Source organism: Klebsiella sp. P1927 (genome assembly GCF_018204675.1).
GTDB lineage: Bacteria > Pseudomonadota > Gammaproteobacteria > Enterobacterales > Enterobacteriaceae > Klebsiella > Klebsiella pneumoniae.
This window is the reverse complement of the sequence record NZ_CP073378.1, coordinates 187,302-209,219: the sequence shown is the minus strand read 5'-3', so window position 1 is coordinate 209,219 and position 21,918 is coordinate 187,302. Positions and strand designations below refer to the sequence as shown.

The 21,918-nt window shown below is 50.2% G+C and carries 24 protein-coding genes; 17 read left to right on the top strand and 7 right to left on the bottom strand.

The genetic code is table 11. From position 1 onward, the window contains the following. Position 1: 1 nt before the first annotated feature. Together terA and KB892_RS28315 are read right to left on the bottom strand one after the other, a co-directional pair. On the bottom strand, positions 2-1,153 hold the full coding sequence (gene terA, locus KB892_RS28320; protein WP_011251319.1) for a tellurium resistance system protein TerA: 1,152 nt from the start codon (positions 1,151-1,153) through the stop codon (positions 2-4). Then, positions 1,150-1,734 (bottom strand): TerD family protein, encoded by a 585-nt coding sequence (locus KB892_RS28315; protein ID WP_004196925.1) that lies wholly within the window; start codon positions 1,732-1,734, stop codon positions 1,150-1,152. The genes terA and KB892_RS28315 overlap by 4 nt, the downstream gene beginning before the upstream one ends. A 310-nt stretch (positions 1,735-2,044) precedes the next feature. Between KB892_RS28315 and KB892_RS28310 the strand changes: the two genes are divergently transcribed. The 14 genes from KB892_RS28310 (at position 2,045) to KB892_RS28245 (ending at position 16,432) form a co-directional block, all read left to right on the top strand. Continuing rightward, a complete protein-coding gene (locus tag KB892_RS28310) occupies positions 2,045-3,103 on the top strand; it encodes an ATP-grasp domain-containing protein (RefSeq protein ID WP_011251317.1) in 1,059 nt (352 codons plus the stop codon). 11 nt (positions 3,104-3,114) lie between these two features. Continuing rightward, on the top strand, positions 3,115-4,257 hold the full coding sequence (locus KB892_RS28305) for a phosphoribosyltransferase domain-containing protein (RefSeq protein ID WP_004181731.1): 1,143 nt from the start codon (positions 3,115-3,117) through the stop codon (positions 4,255-4,257). Continuing rightward, positions 4,250-5,023, top strand: coding sequence for an HAD family hydrolase (locus KB892_RS28300; protein WP_004181732.1), 774 nt, complete (start codon positions 4,250-4,252; stop codon positions 5,021-5,023). Before KB892_RS28305 ends, KB892_RS28300 begins: the two co-directional genes overlap by 8 nt. Position 5,024: 1 nt before the next feature. After that, positions 5,025-6,104 carry a cysteine protease StiP family protein gene (locus tag KB892_RS28295; RefSeq protein WP_004026596.1) on the top strand — a complete coding sequence of 360 codons (1,080 nt, stop codon included), beginning with the start codon at positions 5,025-5,027 and terminating at the stop codon, positions 6,102-6,104. Next, positions 6,104-7,060: an HpcH/HpaI aldolase/citrate lyase family protein gene (locus tag KB892_RS28290; protein WP_011251315.1), complete on the top strand. Its 957-nt coding sequence runs from the start codon at positions 6,104-6,106 to the stop codon at positions 7,058-7,060. Before KB892_RS28295 ends, KB892_RS28290 begins: the two co-directional genes overlap by 1 nt. 10 nt (positions 7,061-7,070) lie before the next feature. Then, positions 7,071-8,294, top strand: a complete 1,224-nt coding sequence (locus KB892_RS28285; RefSeq protein WP_011251314.1) for a DUF4236 domain-containing protein — start codon at positions 7,071-7,073, stop codon at positions 8,292-8,294. A gap of 2 nt (positions 8,295-8,296) precedes the next feature. Beyond that, on the top strand, positions 8,297-8,755 hold the full coding sequence (locus tag KB892_RS28280) for a ribbon-helix-helix protein, CopG family (RefSeq protein WP_004196888.1): 459 nt from the start codon (positions 8,297-8,299) through the stop codon (positions 8,753-8,755). Positions 8,756-9,234: 479 nt separating this feature from the next. After that, positions 9,235-9,873 carry a vWA domain-containing protein gene (locus KB892_RS28275; RefSeq protein WP_011251313.1) on the top strand — a complete coding sequence of 213 codons (639 nt, stop codon included), beginning with the start codon at positions 9,235-9,237 and terminating at the stop codon, positions 9,871-9,873. Positions 9,874-9,897: 24 nt separating this feature from the next. After that, positions 9,898-10,539 carry a TerD family protein gene (locus KB892_RS28270; protein WP_004026586.1) on the top strand — a complete coding sequence of 214 codons (642 nt, stop codon included), beginning with the start codon at positions 9,898-9,900 and terminating at the stop codon, positions 10,537-10,539. Continuing rightward, complete coding sequence (locus tag KB892_RS28265) at positions 10,540-11,178, top strand: vWA domain-containing protein (RefSeq protein WP_004210266.1); 639 nt, start codon at positions 10,540-10,542, stop codon at positions 11,176-11,178. It begins immediately after the preceding gene. A gap of 92 nt (positions 11,179-11,270) precedes the next feature. Further along, entirely contained in the window at positions 11,271-12,311 is a 1,041-nt protein-coding gene (locus KB892_RS28260) for a TerY-C metal binding domain-containing protein (RefSeq protein WP_004026583.1), read from the top strand. Beyond that, positions 12,311-14,044, top strand: a complete 1,734-nt coding sequence (locus KB892_RS28255; RefSeq protein ID WP_011251311.1) for a PP2C family serine/threonine-protein phosphatase — start codon at positions 12,311-12,313, stop codon at positions 14,042-14,044. The genes KB892_RS28260 and KB892_RS28255 overlap by 1 nt, the downstream gene beginning before the upstream one ends. A gap of 27 nt (positions 14,045-14,071) precedes the next feature. Then, positions 14,072-15,571 (top strand): helix-hairpin-helix domain-containing protein, encoded by a 1,500-nt coding sequence (locus KB892_RS28250; protein WP_004196935.1) that lies wholly within the window; start codon positions 14,072-14,074, stop codon positions 15,569-15,571. Between the two features lie 378 nt (positions 15,572-15,949). Further along, positions 15,950-16,432, top strand: a complete 483-nt coding sequence (locus tag KB892_RS28245; protein WP_032720951.1) for a hypothetical protein — start codon at positions 15,950-15,952, stop codon at positions 16,430-16,432. A gap of 275 nt (positions 16,433-16,707) precedes the next feature. Here KB892_RS28245 and KB892_RS28240 read toward each other — a convergent pair whose 3' ends face one another. From KB892_RS28240 to merR, 5 genes are all read right to left on the bottom strand, one after another. After that, positions 16,708-17,112: a DUF2251 domain-containing protein gene (locus KB892_RS28240; RefSeq protein WP_004118061.1), complete on the bottom strand. Its 405-nt coding sequence runs from the start codon at positions 17,110-17,112 to the stop codon at positions 16,708-16,710. A gap of 547 nt (positions 17,113-17,659) precedes the next feature. Then, positions 17,660-17,938 carry a type II toxin-antitoxin system TacA family antitoxin gene (locus KB892_RS28235; protein ID WP_004118062.1) on the bottom strand — a complete coding sequence of 93 codons (279 nt, stop codon included), beginning with the start codon at positions 17,936-17,938 and terminating at the stop codon, positions 17,660-17,662. A 93-nt stretch (positions 17,939-18,031) separates the two neighbouring features. Further along, on the bottom strand, positions 18,032-18,244 hold the full coding sequence (locus KB892_RS28230) for a hypothetical protein (protein ID WP_004181742.1): 213 nt from the start codon (positions 18,242-18,244) through the stop codon (positions 18,032-18,034). Between the two features lie 899 nt (positions 18,245-19,143). Beyond that, positions 19,144-19,626, bottom strand: a complete 483-nt coding sequence (locus KB892_RS28225) for a hypothetical protein (protein WP_004196892.1) — start codon at positions 19,624-19,626, stop codon at positions 19,144-19,146. A gap of 628 nt (positions 19,627-20,254) precedes the next feature. After that, the gene (merR, locus tag KB892_RS28220) at positions 20,255-20,710 is read right to left on the bottom strand and encodes an Hg(II)-responsive transcriptional regulator (RefSeq protein WP_001166628.1); all 456 of its coding nucleotides are present in this window, start codon (positions 20,708-20,710) and stop codon (positions 20,255-20,257) included. 71 nt (positions 20,711-20,781) lie between these two features. On the opposite strand from merR, the gene merT reads away from it, so the two are divergent. The 3 genes from merT to merC are packed head-to-tail and all read left to right on the top strand — an operon-like array spanning position 20,782 to position 21,891. After that, positions 20,782-21,147, top strand: a complete 366-nt coding sequence (merT, locus tag KB892_RS28215; RefSeq protein ID WP_001294656.1) for a mercuric ion transporter MerT — start codon at positions 20,782-20,784, stop codon at positions 21,145-21,147. A 15-nt stretch (positions 21,148-21,162) separates the two neighbouring features. Further along, the gene (gene merP / locus KB892_RS28210; RefSeq protein ID WP_000732275.1) at positions 21,163-21,438 is read left to right on the top strand and encodes a mercury resistance system periplasmic binding protein MerP; all 276 of its coding nucleotides are present in this window, start codon (positions 21,163-21,165) and stop codon (positions 21,436-21,438) included. Between the two features lie 27 nt (positions 21,439-21,465). Then, a complete protein-coding gene (merC, locus tag KB892_RS28205; RefSeq protein WP_000522996.1) occupies positions 21,466-21,891 on the top strand; it encodes an organomercurial transporter MerC in 426 nt (141 codons plus the stop codon). The last annotated feature ends 27 nt before the right edge of the window (positions 21,892-21,918 follow it).

Sequence of the window (21,918 nt, the reverse complement as noted above, 5' to 3'; positions counted from 1 at the left end):
TTTATTTGGAACCTCTGGACCAGCGAAACCCCCAGCCAAAAGCGCGGTCCATTTCATCCTGGCCTCTGAAGTACTGGTTAATACGTTCCACACGAATGGAACCGTTCTCGTTGACCAGGCGGGCAATCGCACAAAGCGTGCGTTTGTTATCCCCTTCAGTCAGACGCGTTTCAATCGGTGGTTGCTCCGGAACATGTAATGTCACCACGCCATCGGTTTTGTCCCAGCTGGGCACGCCCTGATAGATAAAGGCATAAATCAGTACCTGGCGAATTTCTTTCCATTCGCGGCCATTGATGTGTAGCCATTCCCCATCCAGAGCCTCGCCGGTACGATCATCACCCTGCAGTTGAACATATGGCTCAGAGTGATAGTTACCAAAAGCATTACCGAGTGCCTGAACAACTGACTTATAGCCATCTGCGAGTTCAACGAATGCGCCAAGATCCAGGTCTATCGCTTTGTTCGAACCAAACATACCGCCCAGTAACCCGCCTGAACCCGAGCCACGATGCCAGTTCAGATTGATGCGGATTTCACCAAAATTGTCTTTTTTGGCAAGGCTGATGGCAGGCTTCTCTTTGGTCAGAGAAACTTTACTCAGGCTAACTTTAGGCGGAGCCGGAGGCGCTGGTGGCGGAGTGACTGGAGCTGGATCATCCGCGACGTTGACGCCATAGTACTCAGCGAGAGGTTTCAGGCCACCATTGAAGCCCTGGGCGATAAAACGAAATTTCCAGTCACCATTCCTGCGATAGATTTCACCGAGGATCAGAGCAGCTTCCTGACGGCCGTTCAGTTCTACCTGACCACTGATCAGCGAGGTATTGCCACTTTCAATTTGTATGGACAGATGATTCAGGGAGGAAACTGTATGACTGCCGTCACAGGTAACGGTGAACGCGACTTTCTGCACGTCGGGCTTGAGGCGGGACAGATCAACGGTGAAAACGCTATTGGTCCCTTCAGTACTGAAGCTAATGGAACCATCTTCATTACGGGGTTGCCCGTAAAAGACCATATCGCTGTCACCCCGAACTTTCCCGTCAGCGAATAATCTAAACGCCGAGGCATCAACAGGACCACCAGCAATGACTCTAACGCGGAGTTCCTGAGCAGGTACGGGGGCATTGCCCCCCGGTGTCAGATTCATGCTTTTACCACCGTACTGACGATATCGAATTGCATATCGTCGATTGTGCGGCCACCGCTTGCTTTACCGTGGGCGGTAAAGTCCCAGTGGCCGTTGTTGCGCCTCAGTGAAGCGATAATGATGCCGGTATGTGGGCCTTGTTCTGTCAGCTGATAGCGGGCAAGTTCCTTATTGGTCTGATCCACGACGCGGCAGAAGGCGTTATCCACGTCGTTGAAGGACTGTCCACGGAAGCTGTTCACAGTAAAAGCGAGGTATTCGACATTTGCCGGCAATTTTAAGAGGTTGACGTGAATGATTTCATCATCGCCATCCCCCTCACCCGTCAGGTTATCGCCGGAGTGGACGACAGAACCACAGCTGGATTTCAGTTTACGAAACCAGATGGTGTCAATTTTATTACCTGCGGCATCCAGAAGAACGCAACCTGCATCCAGGTCTATGGAATCATTGCCACCAAAAATGCTGCCAAATAATCCCTTTTTCTTAACAGGATCCCAACCCAGTCCGAACTGAAGCTGGCTGAGAGCAGTGGATTGTTTGCTGAGTGATACTGTCTGGTTTTTACTTAAAGAAACCATATTCATTCCTTAAAAGGTATTGACCGGGTTTTTATAAAATTCATTTTCAAACAGAGTGCATCTAAATCATATCATGACAAAGTTCACCCGCAAGGTAAAAACTGGTGGGTTTCTGGAATTTACGTTTAATTACATTGGGTGGGTAGGTGATGGTTTGATATATGTTATTGTTATTAAGTGGTTTTGTGGTCTAACCGGAAAATCAAAAACAGCGAGTGATTATCATATTATGATTGACATGGCGCAGGTCGGTTCTTAGACTCATGTATTACAAAAATCTCATCCCCTTTTCAGGCGACAATTATAAAAAATGAAAAAGAAAATTTGGTTTATGGAAGGGCTATCTTCCCAGCGAGACATTGTCCTTGGAGTGAAATCATTTGCGGAAAAGGAAAATCAGGATATTGAAATCTTTTCTTCTCATCGCAACGAGAGGAAAGAGATCTTGTCTGTTTCCGATTTTTCAATGATCGAACCTAACAACGAAGAAGAACGTCTTTCTTTTATTCATTCCATTACTGACGCTCATGGTATTAATGCGATACATACTGGTCGCAACTGTAAATGGTTTGAAAGCCACCGGGAAAACATTCAACGTTCTGGTGTACACCTGACTACCGGGTCAACGGGTACTCACTGGTTTGAATTAGCCGATGAAAAAGTTACTTTTTCCGAGTTTATGGAAAAAAATGGACTTCCGGTTGTCCCGTCGGTTCGGGTAAAAAATGTAGACGAGCTTCGTACTCTGCTGAATCATCCCCCTTTCCCTTCTGATTGCCTCTGCATTAAACCTGTTACAGGCATTTATGGCATGGGATTCTGGCGTTTTGATGACAATGTTTCCCCGGTAGCTTTTCTCAACAATCCTGATAGCCGTGTTATCCACCCATCACAATACCTGGCTGCTCATGCCCGTATGGACTGCTTTACTCCACAAGTACTGATGCCCTATTTACCCGGACCAGAATACTCTGTGGATATGGTGGTAAGTCAAGGCACGGTCCTGGCCGCTATCGGGCGGCGTAAAGAAGGTGTGCTTCAGTATCTGGAAAATGAAGGGGAAGCGATTGAACTTGCCATCAACTGCGCCCGCCTAATGAACGCAGACGGCATGGTCAATGTACAGACTCGCCATAATGCCGAAGGCAAACCACTATTGCTGGAAATTAACATGCGGCCATCAGGTGGTATCGGTTATACGCAGCACAGTGGCGTGAATCTTCCGGGTCTGTATGCCTTCCATACACTTGGGCTGATGGATGATGATCAGGTCAGGCAGTCAGCGAAAACTGATTTTTCACCTGCAGTCGTCCGCTCTGTCACTGATGTCATACTCTATCCGGCATCATTGACCAACAGAATTTATTAATGGAGACAGATATGTCAGCAATTGATGGTAATTTCGGTTATCAAAAGACATTATCCTGTGGGCGAATTGAGGTAAGCAGCGAGGAAACCGATTATCCTCTTACTGATCTCTTTGATATCGCCGAACGGCGGAATCCAAAACGCGCATTTCTGTTTGTCAGTAAAGTGCTGGGTCGACATATTCCTGTCTCTCCTCTGGTCATGCGCAATGTTTATACACAGCTGGCGGAGAAGTTTCCCGGGACTCTGGACGGGCCGGTGGTATTTATCGGGATGGCTGAGACGGCTGTCGGCCTCGGGGCGGGAGTGTTTGATGAGGTGCGTAAGCATCACCCTGACTGTGTTTATCTGACATCAACCCGCCATCCGGTCGATGCTGAACTGTTGTGCGAGTTTAAAGAAGAGCACAGCCATGCCACAGACCACCTGATCTACTATCCTGTTTCTGCGGCCATGCGGCAAACCGTAGCGGAGGCACAAACATTAGTGCTCGTGGATGATGAAGCCACGACGGGGAAAACGTTCCTCAATCTTCTCGCCTCATTACGTGCATCGGGTGCACTCCGGAAGGTACGACGGGTTATTGCTGTCACGCTGACTGACTGGAGCGGAGAAGCACTCAGTCAGAACAGCCCCCTGCCCCTACATACAGTATCGCTCATCTCCGGCAACTGGCGCTGGACACCCGAACCGGATGCCCCGGTTCCTGTCATGCCCCAGGTAAATGTGACCTCCAGAGGGAACGTCCCGATCACAGGCAAACAATCCTGGGGGCGACTCGGGATGCAGATACCGGCGAGTGACCTGGGTCTCCAGGTTCAGGTTTCGCACGGTGAAAACATTCTGGTACTGGGCACCGGTGAATTTGTCTGGGAGCCGTTCCTGCTGGCTGAGCGACTTGAAGCGGCAGGTGCTCAGGTCGTGTTCAGTTCGACGACCCGCTCACCGATTTCCACTGGTTATGCTATCCAGTCCGCCATTGCTTTCAGCGATAACTACGGACTGGGTATTCCAAATTATGTCTATAACGTTGCTCATCAGCAGTTTGACCGGATCCTGATTTGTTGCGAAACGCCAGCTTCCAGCGTGGACCCCCGGCTGCTTGAGGCGCTTTCCGCTGTCGCTCCCACCGTAGAGGTGATTACCTATGAATAAGCCCGTCGTCTTCAGCGACCTCGATGACACCCTGTTCCAGACCCGCCGAAAAATGGTTGATGAACTTGCCCTTGAACCGTTCCGCACCGGCGCACTGGATCGCAGCCTCACGCCTCGCAGCTTTATGACCGAAGAGCAGGCCATGCTGGTGGACTGGTTGCTGGAACATGCGGACCTCATTCCGGTGACGGCCAGAGGTACGGAAGAAATCAGTCGGGTACAGATCCCCTTCCGTTCCTGGGCAGTGACCACTCATGGCGCGGTGATCCTTCGTCCAGATGGTACGCCAGACAGCGACTGGAAAGCCCATATGCTGGAGTGCCTGTCCTCCTACGCCGACCGCTTAACATCAATGCAACATATCATCACCGAGCTCATGGATGCGCGAGGCATTAATGCCTGGGCACGCCTCAACTACGAATATGAGGGTACTCCGGTGTATCTGGTCATGAAGCATCGCGACAGCACGAAGCTTGATGAACTGAACGCTGTCGGGGATGAGATTGAGCGCGTTTTTTCGACCGAAGGGTTTTACATCCACCGTAACAGCAACAACATTGCCTGGTTACCCTGCCCGGTAGAAAAAGGGCTGGCCGTTTCATGGTTGCTGGAGAAACTGCGTCAGGAGCGTGGGGTTTTCCCGGTGATGGGGCTGGGTGACAGCCTGAGCGACCATCGGTTCATGAAACTCTGCAGCTGGTTTGGTCTTCCACGCCAGAGTCAGTTTGCCGAGGCCATATCACAGCGTATTTTTGGAGAGCAATAAGATGTCGCATTTTGCCCCGTTTTCTGGTTCCTATAAACCTGACGATGTTCACTTTTTGCTGAAACCCATTGTCATGGAGATGACACCGGTTGACCTGAAGGAAGAACTGATTCAGTCAGGAAAAATGCATTATTCCGACATGTTAAGCCAGGAACCAGAGCCTACCCGCTGGCACCTGGATCTTTTCACCCGTGCGCTTGATTCGGGAGCTGCACGTCTGGCACGGGAGGTATCTTATCTTGCTCGTGAACTGGCCCGTCGTGCTGGCGATGAACCCATTGTCCTGGTCAGCCTGGTCAGAGCTGGTGTTCCACTGGGGGTAATGCTGCACCAGGCTCTGCGTGCGATGGGTAAACAGTCTTTCCACTACGGGATCAGCATTATCCGCGACAGGGGTATTGATGCTGCGGCGCTTGATTTTATCGAATCACGCCATGGTACTGGTGGCATAGTGTTTGTCGACGGCTGGACGGGAAAAGGAGCTATTACCGGCGAATTATCCCGCACACTGAAGGACCGTCCCGGTTATCCGGAGCAGCCTCGACTGGTTGTGCTGGCTGACCCCTGCGGATGTGCCTGGCTTGCTGCCAGTGACGATGACTGGCTTATCCCGTTCGGTATCATGGGCGCGCCTGTCTCGGGTCTGATTTCGCGCTCTGTCTGGGCCGAAGAAGGCCTGCATGGCTGTGTGGTTTGCGATCACCTTCAGTCTTTTGAATGCAGCCAGATGCTGGTGGATACGGTAGCACATTTCCGTGAACAGCTTGACGGTAAACCCCTTCCCGCTTCTGGCTGGGACGCAGGGAAAAATGCCGCACGCTGGCAGCTGAGCAGAAAAGTTATCCAGAGCCTTGCTGAGCGTTATGAGGTGGACAGCATTAACCGCATTAAGCCGGGTATCGCTGAAGCGACGCGGGCGGTTCTGCGTCGTGTACCTGATCATGTTTTTGTTCGCCAGATGGATGACCCGGATGTTTCTCTTCTGGTTGGGCTGGCAAAAGAGAAAGGTATCCAGGTGACGGAAGCCGGGGATACGCTCGGTCAGTATCGTGCGGTTACCATTATCAAAAAGGTACGCTGATGAAAAAACAACCCACCCCATGGGAACTCGGTGCCACGCTATATATGCCTGCCACACGCAAGGATATCGCTGAGGTCGTTCTGGAAGGGAAAATACCGGGGCTGCGCTCTCTGGTTGTCTGCCTGGAAGATGCGGTCAGCGAGCATGACATCCCTCTTGCGATTCAGAATCTTTCACTGTTTTTGAAGCAATTGAGACACGCAAGAGCCGTCAACGATGATGAGAAGTACCCACTGGTATTTATCCGCCCACGTCACCCTGATATGGGGAGATGGTTAACGACTAATTTGGACCTGAGTGCAGTTGATGGTTTTGTACTGCCCAAATTCACCCTTTCCACGCTCCCGGTTTGGTGGGACATCATGGCAGGAACATCATTGATGATGATGCCAACGCTTGAAACCGAAGAAGTCTATGATGTTATTAAAATGCAGGCGCTGGCAAATGAACTTTCGAGTCATGACTGCCGTGACCGCATAATCGCTTTGCGGATCGGCGGAAACGATCTCATGAACGTCGTGTCTCTGCGACGGCCACGGGATCTGACCCTTTATGACACTCCTATGGGTTATGTCATAAAAATGCTTGTGTCAGTATTCGCTCCTCGTGATTTTGCGCTTACCGCACCAGTATGCGAACACATCGACGATCACGGCGTTTTGGGACGAGAACTCTCTATGGATATCGCCCATGGGCTGGTGGGGAAAACGGCCATTCATCCTGATCAGATTAGTGTGATAGAGGAGGCGCTTAAAGTGTCTCCTGGTGAGCATTCAGATGCGTTACGAATTCTGAATTCCACCCAGGCAGTCTTCAAATCTCAGGGAGCGATGTGTGAACCGGCCACCCATCGCCGGTGGGCTCAGGGGATCCTGGGACGGGGACAGGTATACGGTCTGACTACGGGGCAAAATCCGGAAGGAATCAGGCTTATTCCAGTTTCTAAGCAGCACTAAGGAAGCATATATGGGATTCAGATTTCGTAAATCGATCAGCATTATCCCGGGGGTCAGAGTTAACCTGAGTAACGGGGCCCCCAGCCTGAGTATTGGCCCCCGTGGAGCTTCGCTGTCAGTGGGAAAGAATGGAACGTTTGCCAACCTGGGTCTTCCCGGAACGGGACTGAGTTACCGCACCCGGATTGACAGAACAGCACGGGAAAGAGTGAATACCAGGCATCAGGCAGATCCCGGTCTGAGGTCTGAACTGGAGCTGGTGGTGGAAAAACTGATGTCCACCGTAACAGCGATAACCAATATCAATGAACTCTCCCCTTCCCCAAAGGGAGGGAATACCTGGGCCACGCTCGAGACACAGAACCTGGCGCTCCGTCAGGGCAGTTTCTCTCTTCCTGCGCCGGTACGACCAAACAAACCTGAATATATTCCACTTCCTCCAGAACCTGATGAGCATGCCGGTCGCGGGTTCCTTGGGGGATGGTTTGAATCTGATGCAGCCCGACAGGAGCGACAGAACGAAAATCTTCGGCGGTGGCAGACGTCCGTCGCTGATATTGAACGTGAAAATGCGTTGCTGAAGCAGCGTTATGAGAAACAGCGTATAGCCTGGGCTGAGCAGTACGCAGAATGGCAGCATCAGTACCAGGAGCATGAAAAAAATTACACGCAGTCTGTAGCCTTAGCGAAAGAGCAATTCCGCTCTGACGCCCGCTTCTTTGAACATTGTCTTGAGGAAGTTTTCTCGCAAACAGAATGGCCGCGAGAAACACTGGTGTCGTTTGAGGTACGGCCTGAAGAATCAACAGTCTGGCTTGATGTTGATTTACCTGAGATTGAGGATATGCCTGATAAAGTGTATAGCGTGAATGCCCGGGGAACTGATATCAATGAAAAAGCCATGACACAGAAAGCGGTCCGGGAAAGTTACGCTAAACACGTTCACGGATGCCTGCTGAGATTGGCAGCAATCGTTTTTCAGACGCTTCCGTTTGAACAGGTCGTCATTTCAGGCTTCACTCAGCGGGTAAGTAAACGCACTGGATATCTTGAAGACGAGTACATTATTTCCTGGCGGGTATGCCGCTCTGAAATCGAGCTAATCAACTTCGGGAATCTGCGTGGCCTTGACCCCATTGAAGCATTAGGTGATCGAGGTCTGATCAGGAAAATGAGTGCGACTTACATTTTTCAGCCTATAGAACCACTGACCCATATGGCAGGTACCGACTGAATATGCAATTAAACACCAGACAGGAAAGAGTTTACACCCTGGCTAACATACTTGGCTCAGGGAAGCCTGTATCGGCGCAATCCATCACCGCGACGCTGGCCTGTTCTGAGCCGACACTAAGCCGGGCGCTCAAAGAGCTGAGGGAAACTTACGCGGCTGAAATTAAATACAGTAAGGCTGGCCACTCTTATCAGATGGTAAATTCCGGATTACTGGATAAGAAAACACTAAAGAGAATGAGTGAGGCGCTGGACCTTAATTCTGATTTAAAAACACATGACCAGGGGGCACGGGTAGTACTGGATAAGGATATAAAAACTTCCGTTTCCCTGTCGATTAGACGCCGTGTTCTTCGCAAAATTGACAAACTGGCTGCGCTAAGCGGTACATCAAGAAGCGAGGCAGTAGAAAAATTAGTAGAGTTAAAAATTGATGAAATTATCAATGAAATGAAGAAATAGCAGAATATTAGTGGGGTGGTTGTTCTCACTCCACTAATCGGCAATCCTTACCATTTTCCCAACAGGTGTTTATTGTATAACTACAGATAAAAAGCAAATTAATAAAATAAAGATTCTTAATTCATAAATAATCCCTGTGTTTTATTTTATTGGTTTTCTTTTAACTGACCATCGTCGCCGTATTATTAAATGCAAAAACGTTAAACCATATTTTATATAGATTATGACCTGTCCAGTTTTCCGGCGACGGGTTATCAATATGGCGAATGCCTACTAATAATGGCGGGGATCGTATTGTTGAGATATTGCAAATTTGTATTGTTGCTCAACCAACTCGCGCGTTTGAAACAACGTGAAAATCTCACTTTGTGATTGCTGAACTAACTATATGCCTTTGTTTTTAGTAATATGATATGAAGTGTTTATAAAACCATGTTCAGGAAATGAGCTCCCCCATCAACCATTAAGGAAAGTTTAAGATGAGAAGACTTCCCGTCTATCTGCTTCTCGATACATCAGGTTCAATGCACGGAGAGCCTATAGAGGCAGTTAAAAATGGTGTCCAGACACTACTGACCACCCTGAAGCAGGATCCTTATGCACTGGAAACTGCATATGTCTCTGTCATTACTTTCGACTCTACTGCTCGTCAGGCCGTACCTCTTACAGATCTCCTCAGTTTCAATCTCCCCTCTTTTTCGGCAAGCGGAACTACCGCTCTGGGCGAAGCCTTATCCCTGACTGCAAACCGAATTGATGCAGAAGTTCAGAAAACGACAGCGGAGACAAAAGGCGACTGGCGTCCACTCGTTTTCCTGATGACGGATGGTGGCCCTACTGATGACTGGCGTAAAGGAGTGAATGAATTCAAAGCAGCCAAAAAAGGTGTTGTTGTAGCCTGTGCTGCCGGTCACGATGCCGACACAGCGGTACTTAAGGAGATTACAGAGATTGTTCTCCAGCTGGACACTGCCGACAGCTCTTCCATCAAAGCTTTTTTCAAATGGGTGTCTGCCAGTGTTTCCGTAGGTAGCCAGAAAGTCGATGCCGGTAAAAAAGAAGTTATCGGTCTTGATGATTTGCCTCCACCGCCGCCAGAAGTAAACGTGGTTTTATAAACAATCAACTTAAGAGAGGATCCTATGACTGTCAGCTTACGGAAAGGGCAAGGCGTCAGCCTGCGTAAAAATGAGTTCGATCTTTCCTCAGTCACGATAGGTCTTGGCTGGGACATCAATGAAGAGAAAAAGGGGTTCCTGGGTGGAATTTTTGGCAAAAAAGAGGAAGAGTATGACCTCGATGTTATTGCCTTTCTCTGCAACGCAGCCGGTAAAGTGACTGACCTTGGCAATGTTGAAAATGGTAAGCCGACACTGGTTAACGGCGATATCGTCTTCTTCAACAGTCTTCGCCATAAATCAGGGCAGATCTGGTTGACCGGCGATAACCGGACAGGTGCCGGTGACGGAGACGATGAGCAAATTATCGTAAAACTAAACAGCATCGATCCGAAGTACGAAAAAATTGTCTTTATTGTTCAGATCTACAACGGCGAAAAATTACAGCAGCACTTTGGAAAAGTGCAAAATGCATTTATCCGGGCGGTAGACGGAAAAAATGTGGAAATGGCACGCTTTGACCTCTCCGGCGGTGTAGCCTTTAATGGTCAGCGATCGATGGTCTTTGCTGAGCTTGTCCGGGAATCCAGTGGCTGGAAACTGAATGCGATAGGCGAGCCTTCCACCTCCGATTCGTTCGTAAGCCATCTGAGGAACTATATCTAAATGCGAAGACTACCCGTATATCTGCTCATCGATACTTCCGGCTCAATGAGAGGAGAATCGATACATTCAGTGAATGTGGGTGTGCAGGCTATGCTGAGTGCCCTGAGACAGGACCCTTATGCGCTTGAAAGCGTCCATATCTCAATAATTACATACGATAATGAAGCCCGGGAGTATGTTCCCCTCACTGCCCTGGCTGACTTTCAGTTTTCTGATATAGAAGTACCAAGTGCGGGCGGCACCTTTACCGGCGCGGCGCTTGAATGTCTGATCCAGTGTGTCGACCGGGATATTCGCCGCTCTGATGGTGAACAGAAAGGCGACTGGAGACCGCTGGTGTTTCTGATGACAGATGGTACTCCGTCAGATGCCTGGGCTTATGGGGAAGCTGTTAAAGAGGTTCAGCGGCGTTCGTTTGGTTCCATTATAGCCTGTGCTGTTGGCCCTAAAGCGGGACACGAACATCTGAAACTACTGACTGACAAAGTTGTGGCTCTTGAAACACTGGATTCGACCGCATTTTCAGGCTTTTTCAAATGGGTCAGTGCCAGCGTGGCTTCAGGAAGCTCCAGTGCCGGAATCACTACTGATTCGGACACACTTCCACCGCCACCGCCCGAAATCCAGCTTGTTCTGTAACTTACGCCGGTATGGCAGGGAATAACCCTGCCTTATACCGATAAAGTCCATCTCTGCTATGGACGTCACATTTTGCTATGAGGGAGTTTCCTGTGAGACGACTTCCCGTTTTTTTTGTTCTGGACTGTTCTGAGTCCATGATTGGTGAAAACCTGAAAAGGATGAATGATGGCTTGCAGAAGATTGTGAGCGATCTGCGTAAGGACCCTCATGCTCTGGAGACTGTCTGGGTGTCAGTAATTGCCTTTGCCGGTATTGCCAGAACGATTGTCCCGTTACATGACATTGTGTCTTTTTATCCCCCTCGCCTTCCTGTTGGTGGAGGAACTAACCTCGCGACTGCCTTACGGGAACTGACAACACAAATAGATTCTCAGGTCCGAAAAACGACGCTGGAAGAAAAAGGTGACTGGAAGCCAGTTGTCTACTTACTTACTGACGGCCGACCGACAGATGACATTTCAGCTGAGGTTAAGCGCTGGAACGAATTTTACGCAAAAAAAGTGAATATGATTGCTGTGGGGATCGGACCATCAGTTGATCTCAGTGTACTCAGGCAACTGACTGAAAACGTCTTATCGTTTACCGAAAATCAGGAAGGCGATTTTTCGCGGTTTATCCAGTGGATCACAGCTTCAGTCACAGCTCACAGTCGTAGTGTTGGCGAGGATTCTCAGCCGCCCCTGAAACAAACTGACTATATCGTCAAGCTTGCCAAAGATGACACAGCCCGTGCATACGATGAAAACTGTGTGGTATTAACCGGGCGTTGCAGTAAAACCCGTCGACCCTATCTGATTAAGTATGAGCGTCCGCCAGCCAGGGTATCGGGCCTCGCTTTCGATCTAAACCTTAACAGCTTCAACATTGCTGGTTGTTATCCTGTGGATGAAGATTACTTCTCATGGACGGATATGTCCGTAGCCGGGGCGCAGATAAACACCAGTGAACTCCATGGCGTACCAGGGTGCCCACACTGCGGAAACAGTAGTGCTTTTGCGATGTGTACCTGCGGAAAACTTCTCTGTATTGATGGGCCTGATGATGTGAACTGCCCATGGTGTGGGAAAGGTTTGTCCTTTCAGAGCGAGGGTGGAAATTCAGATTTTAACGTTAGCAGAGGACGCGGCTAATGAGCGAGTTCATTACACCTGAACATAAAATTATTGCTCTCATTCTGGAGGCATCAGGGGAACCGACTGATGCTGATAAAGTATGCTGTCTTGGTAACATACCTGATGTTGCCCTTGCTGTGCGGCAGCTGAGAGAAACGGTCATTCAACACTGTGCAAGCGAAGCCATACCGGCGGAGAACACTCAAACAGTTTCAGAATGTCTTACCCAGCCTTTTTCTGACAATATCCTCCCACCTCAAAACTCTGGTGAAAGCGAAGCTGATCGACCTGAGATTGAACCCGTCCATGCCGCTACTGCACTTCAGGGAAATGATAAGCAGGAAGCGCATAGTGAAATGGTGGATGATACAGCGTCAGAAGGCGTTCAGGGACACACTGAAGAAGTTCCTGATGCAACCGGGGTCTTACAGACTGAGGCTTCCGTCACGGCGCAACCAGAAGACATGGATAAAACCAGTCCGGTTGTTTCTGACAACCTTTCAGCTGACTCCGCAGTCAGTGCTTTACGGCCCGGGGAAGTACCTCAGAGAGTGGAGAATAAAACATCCCCTGCCCCCGGAAAAGTGCCGGAGGTGTTTATCATGCTGCCAAATGCACGGGCAGGTGAACCCTACGATGTTCGACTGGAAATAGCGACCGATACAGGTGTTGAGGCAGAGATCACGGAGGTTAACTTCTCTCAGGACATAGGGCTGATATTTGATATCAATGAGCGACGCCTCCAGGGGACACCAGGGCAGAGCGGAGACTTTGAACTGACTGTGAAATGGTCATGCAGCTCACATCGTGATAATGAAAAAAAGTTACTTTTTGTCGTGAACCCTGATCCGAAAAGTCTCTGGAAAGTGATTGACCCGCCTTCTGATGCACCATTCTACAAGAAGAGTATCGACCACCAGAGTGTCTGTCGGTCAGGTATTCATATTGCCGGAGCAAGCCGTCGTGGACGCTCCCATGAACATGTAGGCTCTTTTCGTGACGACGATTATTACCTCAACTTCAGTGATGTATCCGGATGGAGTGTATTACTGGTAGCTGATGGCGCGGGGAGCGCTAAATATTCCCGGGAAGGCTCCCGTATCGTTTCTGAAACCGTTGGTAACTATCTCTTCAACCAGTTCAAGACTGAAAAAGGGCTTGAGATCAAAAACAGGGTCCTTCGCTGGAACAGTGAAGATCAGCGAGCAGTATGGGAGTTTATGAACCACCACTTCAGACAGGCAGCGGTACTGGCCGTAAACAATATCAGCAGTGCCGCAATTTTGGCTGAAGATAAAGTAAAGTCATTCTCAACAACTTTACTCGCGACCGTCACTTTTCGCGACGGTGCCGATCTGTTTGCCGCGTCTTTCTGGTTAGGTGACGGTGCGATAGCTGCATATGGACCTGCTGGCAAAGTCAGAGTGCTGGGGACACCGGATAGCGGAGAGTATGCAGGTCAGACGCGGTTTCTGGATGCCGATGCCGTCAGTGATGCCGGATTCAGTAAACGTATCAGTATCGGTAAGTGGAACGACATATCGCATCTGGTTCTGATGACTGATGGTGTTTCCGATCCCTGGTTTGAGACGGATAACGGGCTTCAGAATCCACAAAAATGGGACAGGCTGATGGCCGAGCTCTCTCCCCTACTCACAGACCCTGAACATGCCTCGGCACAACTGGTGGAGTGGCTTAACTATTTCTCTCCGGGAAATCACGATGATCGCACAATCATTGTGCTCTGGTGAAATTAATGCGATAGCAGGTGGCTATTCATGGCAAATATAATTACATGCAAAACTAAGGATGGGAAAACCATTCAGTATGTCGATGAAGTCATCGGCTCTGGCTCAATGAAAGACGTTTATTTTTCTCCGGATAAATCATATGTCGTAGCCTTCTACCATAAACCGCAGAATGAACAGGCCCGGGAACGTATCAACATGATCACCGGGAGGTACCGGCAGAATATTTTTGAGCAGACGGGTGGAGATTACTGGAAAGGTCTCTTCTGCTGGCCCACTGATGTGGTTGAGCACGCTGATAAGGTGGGTATTGTTGTACCTGCTTACCAGCAGCATTTCTTCTTCCGATATGGTTCCAAAAACAATGATTTCCTCGGGATCAAAGGACGAGAAAAGGAAGGGAAATGGTTTGCCAGCGCGAACAATCAGAATAAATTTCTGGATCCGCGTGAACGTGGCAATACGCTTAACTATCTGAAGGTCTGCATCCTTCTAACGCGTGCAGTCAGACGAATGCATGCTGCGGGCCTGTGTCATAGTGACCTGAGTTATAAAAATGTGCTGATAGATCCGGAACTAGGCCACGCATGCATTATTGATGTTGATGGGCTGGTGGTTCCGGGAAAATATCCTCCAGACGTGGTTGGTACACCTGATTTTATTGCCCCGGAAGTGGTGAAGACAAGCCATCTCCCCAAAGACGATCCCCGCCGCGTATTGCCGAGTATCGCTACTGACCGGCATGCACTTTCGGTACTCATTTACATGTATCTTCTTTTCCGGCACCCGTTACGGGGAGGGAAAATTCACGATATCGATGATGAGGTCAGGGATGAGGCGCTTTCCATGGGAGAGCGGGCACTTTTTATCGAACACCCGACTGACAGAAGCAATGCAGTTAAGGTTAATCAGGTCTCATCGTTTTCGCTCCCGTGGGCAGATCCTCAGAAAATCCCGTACACCATTATGGGGCCCTACCTGAAACCTCTCTTCGACCGGGCTTTTATTGACGGGTTGCATGATCCGTCGAAGCGCCCGACAGCCGATGAATGGGAGAGCGCCCTGGTAAAAACCGTTGATCTCATCCAGCCATGCCAGAACAATGATTGTGACCAGAAATGGTACGTTTTCAATGGCAAGACCAAACCCGTTTGTCCCTATTGCGGTACACCGTACAAAGGCAAACTCCCCATCCTGAATCTGTATTCGTCGAGAAAGGCTGGAACTTTCAGGCCAGATGATCACCGGCTTATGGTGTGGAGCGGTCAGTCATTATATGCATGGCACGTCAACCGACTGATTGCTCCTAACGAACGAACCACCGATGAGCAGAAGAAAAGGGTTGGTTATTTCGTCTTCCATAATGACCAGTGGTGGCTGGTTAACGAGGGGCTTAGCGGGCTCATATCACTTCCCGATCGGAAAACGGTCGGCATTGGTGAAAAGTTGCTGCTGGAGGACAACACCCAGTTCATCCTTTCTTCAGAGGATGGTGGACGGCTGGTAGTGGTACAACTCGTGGTGAATTAACTGATATTCATCACCAGCAAAAGGTGGAGTGAGGTAAAACGTTATCAGGCGTTTTGGTATGTAAATCAGATAAGCCCTGCTGCACGAGCCGGGCTTATTCCAGGGGTATTTGTGGGGTAATGGATGTCTTTGTTGGTATGAAATTTAGCTTTACATTAACCCTGACCTGACATTGTTGCAGCGCAGAGCTCAACTTCACCTGACAGGCCACTCTGGGCCAGAAACGGAATTTTGGTAGTTGTCTGGCGAAAGATACCTCAGCAGAATGAGACAAGCACCTTTAAACATGACCTTAATTTTAGCCATCACAGGCTACTGAACCCGGATCCGGTGAGCGCTCTGGCTCACATAAGAAAGAAGCATATAGAAGACCAGGCTATGCGTACTCATAAACTGAACAAGTCACGTAAACTATATCGCAGTGATAATACAACTACGCGGCATTATTCAATTAATCCGGGGGGGGAGTATCGCTGGGGGCGAAACCGTAAAAAAGCCGAAGACGAGCTGCTGGCAAAGCGCGAGACAATGCATGGCAGGCAAAAGAGAGGCCGTGACTATACCCCATTGTTTTACTTTCTCGTCAAACAGATTGGCCAACCCTGGGATAAGGTATTCAGCGAAGTATGTGGTCGTCTTGATACAACAGAGCCTGTTTTCTGGTTGGTCGCGCTGCATGAGCATCAGAAAAGAGATTTGGTACGTATCGGTGACAGCAGCTTTTATCCGGGCCTGTTTGTTGATGGAAATGGAATCTTACAACAGGTAAACCCTTCGATTATGGGAAAGGACGTTAAGGTAACTTGCCGTTGCTGTACCCACACCTATATGGGGGAGCCAGTCCCAGGGAAGTATGAGTAACATCACCTGCTATCCTGCCCCGGACGAGCCTTCCATCAGCGCCGAGCCGTTTTCATACTTTGACCGGGAACAATAATGTCAGTGCATTGACTGCAGAGGTCTCGAATCCAAACTTTGTGTAAAACGCCACGACTTCGTCATTTAAGGCATGAAAGAGAAGCGGGCATTTGGATACCTGGTTTATCATTTGAAAGTCCATGAAATCGTCCGGTCTCTTCAGGGCGACATTTTCACTTTGGATAAAGAAAAGCGGCAGGCGTTAAGCCCACCGTAACTCACCGGAAAAAGTCATCCACCGAATCGCTCCATTCATGGCCAGACACAGACCAAACCTTGTTAATCGGGGGTGGGTATCCGCTTCTGCAGTACCCATTTTTCCCCACGAAATCGAACGCTGCATGCGGATATCCGTTGATAAGGAGCACGCACTTCTGACTGTCTTCAGACCAGCCGATTTTAACGTCAGAAGGAATGTGGGCGTCTGATATATCCTCGACATTGTAGATATGCACTGCATCAAGAATCGGGTTTCCTTCAAGGGACTCATCGAGCGCATAGAAATACCCGGTCCGGCCGTCGTCTTCAAATACGGCCGCCAGCATCCCCTCAGGAGCCAGGCTTTTTATCACCTGCTCTTCTCCCACAATGAGCTGAGCCTGTAGCGTCACTAAAATTGTCATACCGATGACTCTCCTTTCCCTGAATGTCTGATAAGGCTACTTTCAAACTGGCAAGCAATCTACCATAACATCCCTGCGATGAATTCTCCCCTGACCTGCAGGCATTTTGTTGAAAAACGACTCCCGCTTAATCTGTGCAATCACCGTAGTTTCTGTTCTTCATTCAGTACTGAAGGACGTCCAACCCGCTTTCCGGCATCCCTCTTCCCTATACATGTCACTGTTTTCATAAAAGCCCGATCTACCCGGGAGGATAAGCACAGGAGCAGGAGTGGTCGATGGCAAGCCGTCCCAGGACAATGATCGGAATGACATCAGGTGCGTTGCGTCGGTATGTCCCAGGCACTGTCTTATGGCGGAAGCTACCCGAAGATAAACAATAATAACCGATGATCCGGTTCGTGTTTTCTGCGCAAACGGCATAGACACGGGAAATGCCGGTACTGTGGTTTCTGAGAGCCTTTGTCTTTAACCACTTATTAAGGGCAGGCACCTGGCAACAGAACATCAGCGATGTTATGTTCAGCCGTCAGGGATTCAGGCGCTCTCATTCCCATTGTGATTTGCGGTTCATCAGGTTATCGATTCGCGTCTTGCGCTCCGGCGTTATTGGGGCGTCAAGCTCCTCTATAAACGCCTTAAACTGGTTGTGATTGAGGAGAAACAGGCGTTGATCAAGCAGAATGTCCTGTGCTTCCCTGCAGGCGACCTCAAGCATAAAATCAGTCAGTGATTTTGAGACCAGGCTTGCGGCCATGTCGATCAGGTCACGCTGTGATTTTTTGGCTCGGATACTAATCGGAGCTTCACGAACTTCAGGTTTCATAGATACCCCATGTGTAGCAGATTTATATACAATTCAAATCTGGCACGCTTCGTCGGTTAGAAACACGAGCTGCATTGTACACTCATGCATCATTCAGGACTTATAAAGTTGTATCCAGCTGATAATGTCATCGAGCTGTTGGTTATCCAGTTGGCCGCAGTTTTCAAAAACAGCTTCAGCGACGTAGCCCAGCATTTTCTCGGTTGAAGAGCCTACACCAGCAACTCCACCCATACCCTGTCTGCCCTCATTTGTCAGTACTCTTCTGCCGCTGCCGGTAAGAAACTGCTTCGCTTCGATGTTCACTTATTATCTCCCTAACAAAGTTGGCGTTAATTCTGTTAAAGCGTTAGCCCGTAAGGACCGTTCGCCACTTTCGGTGATAAGCGTAAGAACAAGCCGCGTATCCACGGTATCAGCTCAGAGCTGTAACGAACAGCAGCCCCAGGGGAAATAGTCCGGTCAGAACCGGTACCTTACACCGGATTGATGTCTACTGTATGCCATAAATGAGGGAAAACTGGCGATGGACATTTTCCTGATTCTGATCGCCGGCAAGTGCTGCAGGCAGCAAAAGAGCCTGCGTAAGACAACATACCCTTAAGGATTCTGACCTTCACCGTGCCAGGCCCACCGCCCCCGCGCGGACGAAAAAAAGAGAAAAAATAAAAAAAAAGAAAAAAAGAATATGCCGAAAATGTGCACAGTCGCGACCCACGCAGAGCGTGGCGCTCCGGGGCAAAAGCTTTGCAGGGCTATAAGGCATGTTGTCTTACGTTTTGAGTGTGATGGTCCGATCCCACCAGCTTTCATGAATTGTCCCGCCGGGTGGACTGCTATAAAGTGCATACCAGCACTGCAGCCCATGCCGGTGATGATGAATAATTTCATTCAGGCGTGAGTCAAAGATGAGAAAAGACAGCATTACTGATATGTTCAGGTCCAGGATGCCTGCCGAAAGTCCTGCATGAAATACTTCATTGCATCCCTCAATGGTCGCGGCCACGTCTTCAATGCCGATGCGCTTTTTGCCAAATGCGATCGGTTTTTCCAGCCGAAATGTCCGGGTATCCCCTGTCGCTTCCGGCCGGAATTACCGTGCAAATCGACAAGTCTGGAAGCCGTTGTGATACAGAAAAATAGGTTGTAGATCCACTTTATCTTAAAGTTAATGTACGCGTACATTAGCTTTAAGTTTATGGTATTCACCCTTCTCTCTTCCCGGGTGCCTTAACCAGGGTCTGATAGTTGCGCTTTACCCGTTCAATTTCCGCCAGAGTTGCAGCCCAGTGCAGCTCTGCTGCATGACGATACCTGGTTGCCATTTTTTCAACGGCCTCCGGCGTACTGTCAACGCTGCGGTGCTGCCGTCCCTTCACCCCGAAAATTTCCACAATAAGCCACTGGCTACCGGTTCTGCCGAACAAGGCCTGACACAGCCGCTTCACGGCAAGCGGGGTCAGATCCGGGTCGGGATCATACGCGATGGTGGCAAAAATAAAACGCAGCATCTCGGAGGTTTTGTAGCGTTTTACCGCTGCCGCCAGCCGGGCAGCTCTTTGCGGCGCTTCCCAGCGGTCGTCGCTGTAACCTGCCACTTCAGAGAGATAGTCCTTTTCGAGCTGTTTAGCCGTGTAGCAACGTCCCCCCAAAAACATCCGCATAGCTTCTTGCGTTTCAGCTCTCACGTATCTTTTCCCCAGCTAATGCTAATGTACACATACATTAGCCTTAGGTTACAGATTACACAACAATCTGGAAAACCTATCTGATTTTGTGTATGTGGCTGTCTCTTTTGAATTATCACTTTTGCGTTCTGGTATAGAGGTAACCCCTCCCCCCTCTTTTCCCGCTGGTCTACTGTAGTCGACACAAAAGACAGGAACCTCGGTATGTCCTGATAATATTGTTTGAGTTTTAATCACGAAGCAGAGGGCATCGCATACAGTAGACACAACGCAGCCAGAATAACGCTCGATGCAAAATGTAGATCGTTGTCGCCTGCAGTAGACATTCCCGGTATCGACACTGGTGCATCCAATACTGACCCGTTCCCGGATCATGGCAGAGCATCCAGTAGACACGGTATGGAAGGATGTCAGTCCTCACCTTTCCGTCTGTTTTGACTGTGTCGGAGACGACGGTTGCGGTTATTGATGATGCCTTTGGCCGTCAGGGGAATACCTGTCTGTCAGGTAACTCTGTCGTTACATTTGATGCCCGAAAATCATAATTACCACATATTAATCCGGGCATTCCGGAAAATTGTGCCTGCCTGAAGAGGGGGTCGTCTCAGAATTCGGAAAATAAAGCACGCTAAGGCGTAGTCACCCCGTGACTCCCCCGCGCCGATGCAGCGAGCTTCGTTCCGTCTTGCAGTGACGCAATCAGCGGGCAGGAAACGTTCCCTTTCCGCGCATGGCAGGCGCACACCAGTTCAGACAGCACGGCCTCCATGCGTGCCAAGTCGGCCATCTTCTCGCGCACATCCTTGAGCTTGTGCTCGGCCAGGCCGCTGGCTTCCTCGCAATGGGTGCCATCCTCCAGCCGCAGTAGCTCGGCGATTTCGTCCAGGCTAAAGCCCAGCCGCTGGGCCGATTTCACGAACCGCACTCGTGTTACATCCGCCTCGCCATAGCGGCGAATGCTGCCATAGGGCTTGTCTGGCTCCGGCAGCAGGCCCTTGCGCTGGTAGAACCGGATGGTCTCCACATTGACCCCGGCCGCCTTGGCAAAAACGCCAATGGTCAGATTCTCAAAATTAATTTGCATATCGCTTGACTCCGTACATAACTACGGAAGTAAGCTTAAGCTATCCAAACCAAATTTGAAAGGACAAGCGTATGTCTGAACCACAAAAGTCTGAACCACAAAACGGGCGCGGCGCGCTCTTCGCCGGTGGGCTGGCCGCCATTCTTGCGTCGGCCTGCTGCCTGGGGCCGCTGGTTTTGATCGCCTTGGGGTTCAGCGGGGCATGGATCGGCAACCTGACGGTGCTGGAACCCTATCGCCCGATCTTCATCGGCGCAGCGCTGGTCGCGCTGTTTTTCGCCTGGCGGCGCATCTACCGCCCGGCGCAAGCCTGCAAACCGGGTGAGGTCTGCGCGATTCCCCAAGTGCGAGCTACTTACAAGCTCATTTTCTGGATCGTGGCCGCGCTGGTCCTGGTCTCGCTCGGATTTCCCTACGTCATGCCATTTTTCTATTAATCACAGGAGTTCATCATGAAAAAACTGTTTGCCGCCCTCGCCCTCGCTGCCGTTGTTGCCCCCGTGTGGGCCGCCACCCAGACCGTCACGCTGTCCGTGCCTGGCATGACCTGCGCCTCTTGCCCGATCACTGTCAAGCACGCGCTTTCCAAGGTTGAGGGCGTGAGCAAGACCGACGTAAGTTTCGACAAGCGCCAGGCCGTCGTCACCTTCGACGATGCCAAGACCAACGTCCAGAAGTTGACCAAGGCGACCGAGGACGCGGGCTATCCGTCCAGCCTCAAACGCTGATCCGTTAACCGAACTCGGGAGCGACACATGGGACTCATCACGCGCATCGCTGGCAAAACCGGCGCGCTCGGCAGCGTCGTTTCCGCGATGGGCTGCGCCGCCTGTTTTCCTGCCATCGCCAGCTTTGGCGCGGCCATCGGACTGGGCTTCTTGAGCCAGTACGAGGGGCTATTCATTGGCATCCTGCTGCCGATGTTCGCCGGCATCGCGTTACTCGCCAATGCTATCGCTTGGCTCAATCATCGACAGTGGCGACGCACGGCGCTCGGCACGATAGGCCCGATCTTGGTGCTGGCAGCGGTGTTTTTAATGCGGGCTTACGGCTGGCAGAGCGGTGGACTGCTCTATGTCGGCCTGGCCTTGATGGTTGGGGTGTCGGTCTGGGATTTCATCTCGCCAGCACATCGCCGCTGCGGGCCGGACAGCTGTGAATTGCCAGAACAACGTGGCTGACGGCAACAGCCGTAGCCACCACAGAAA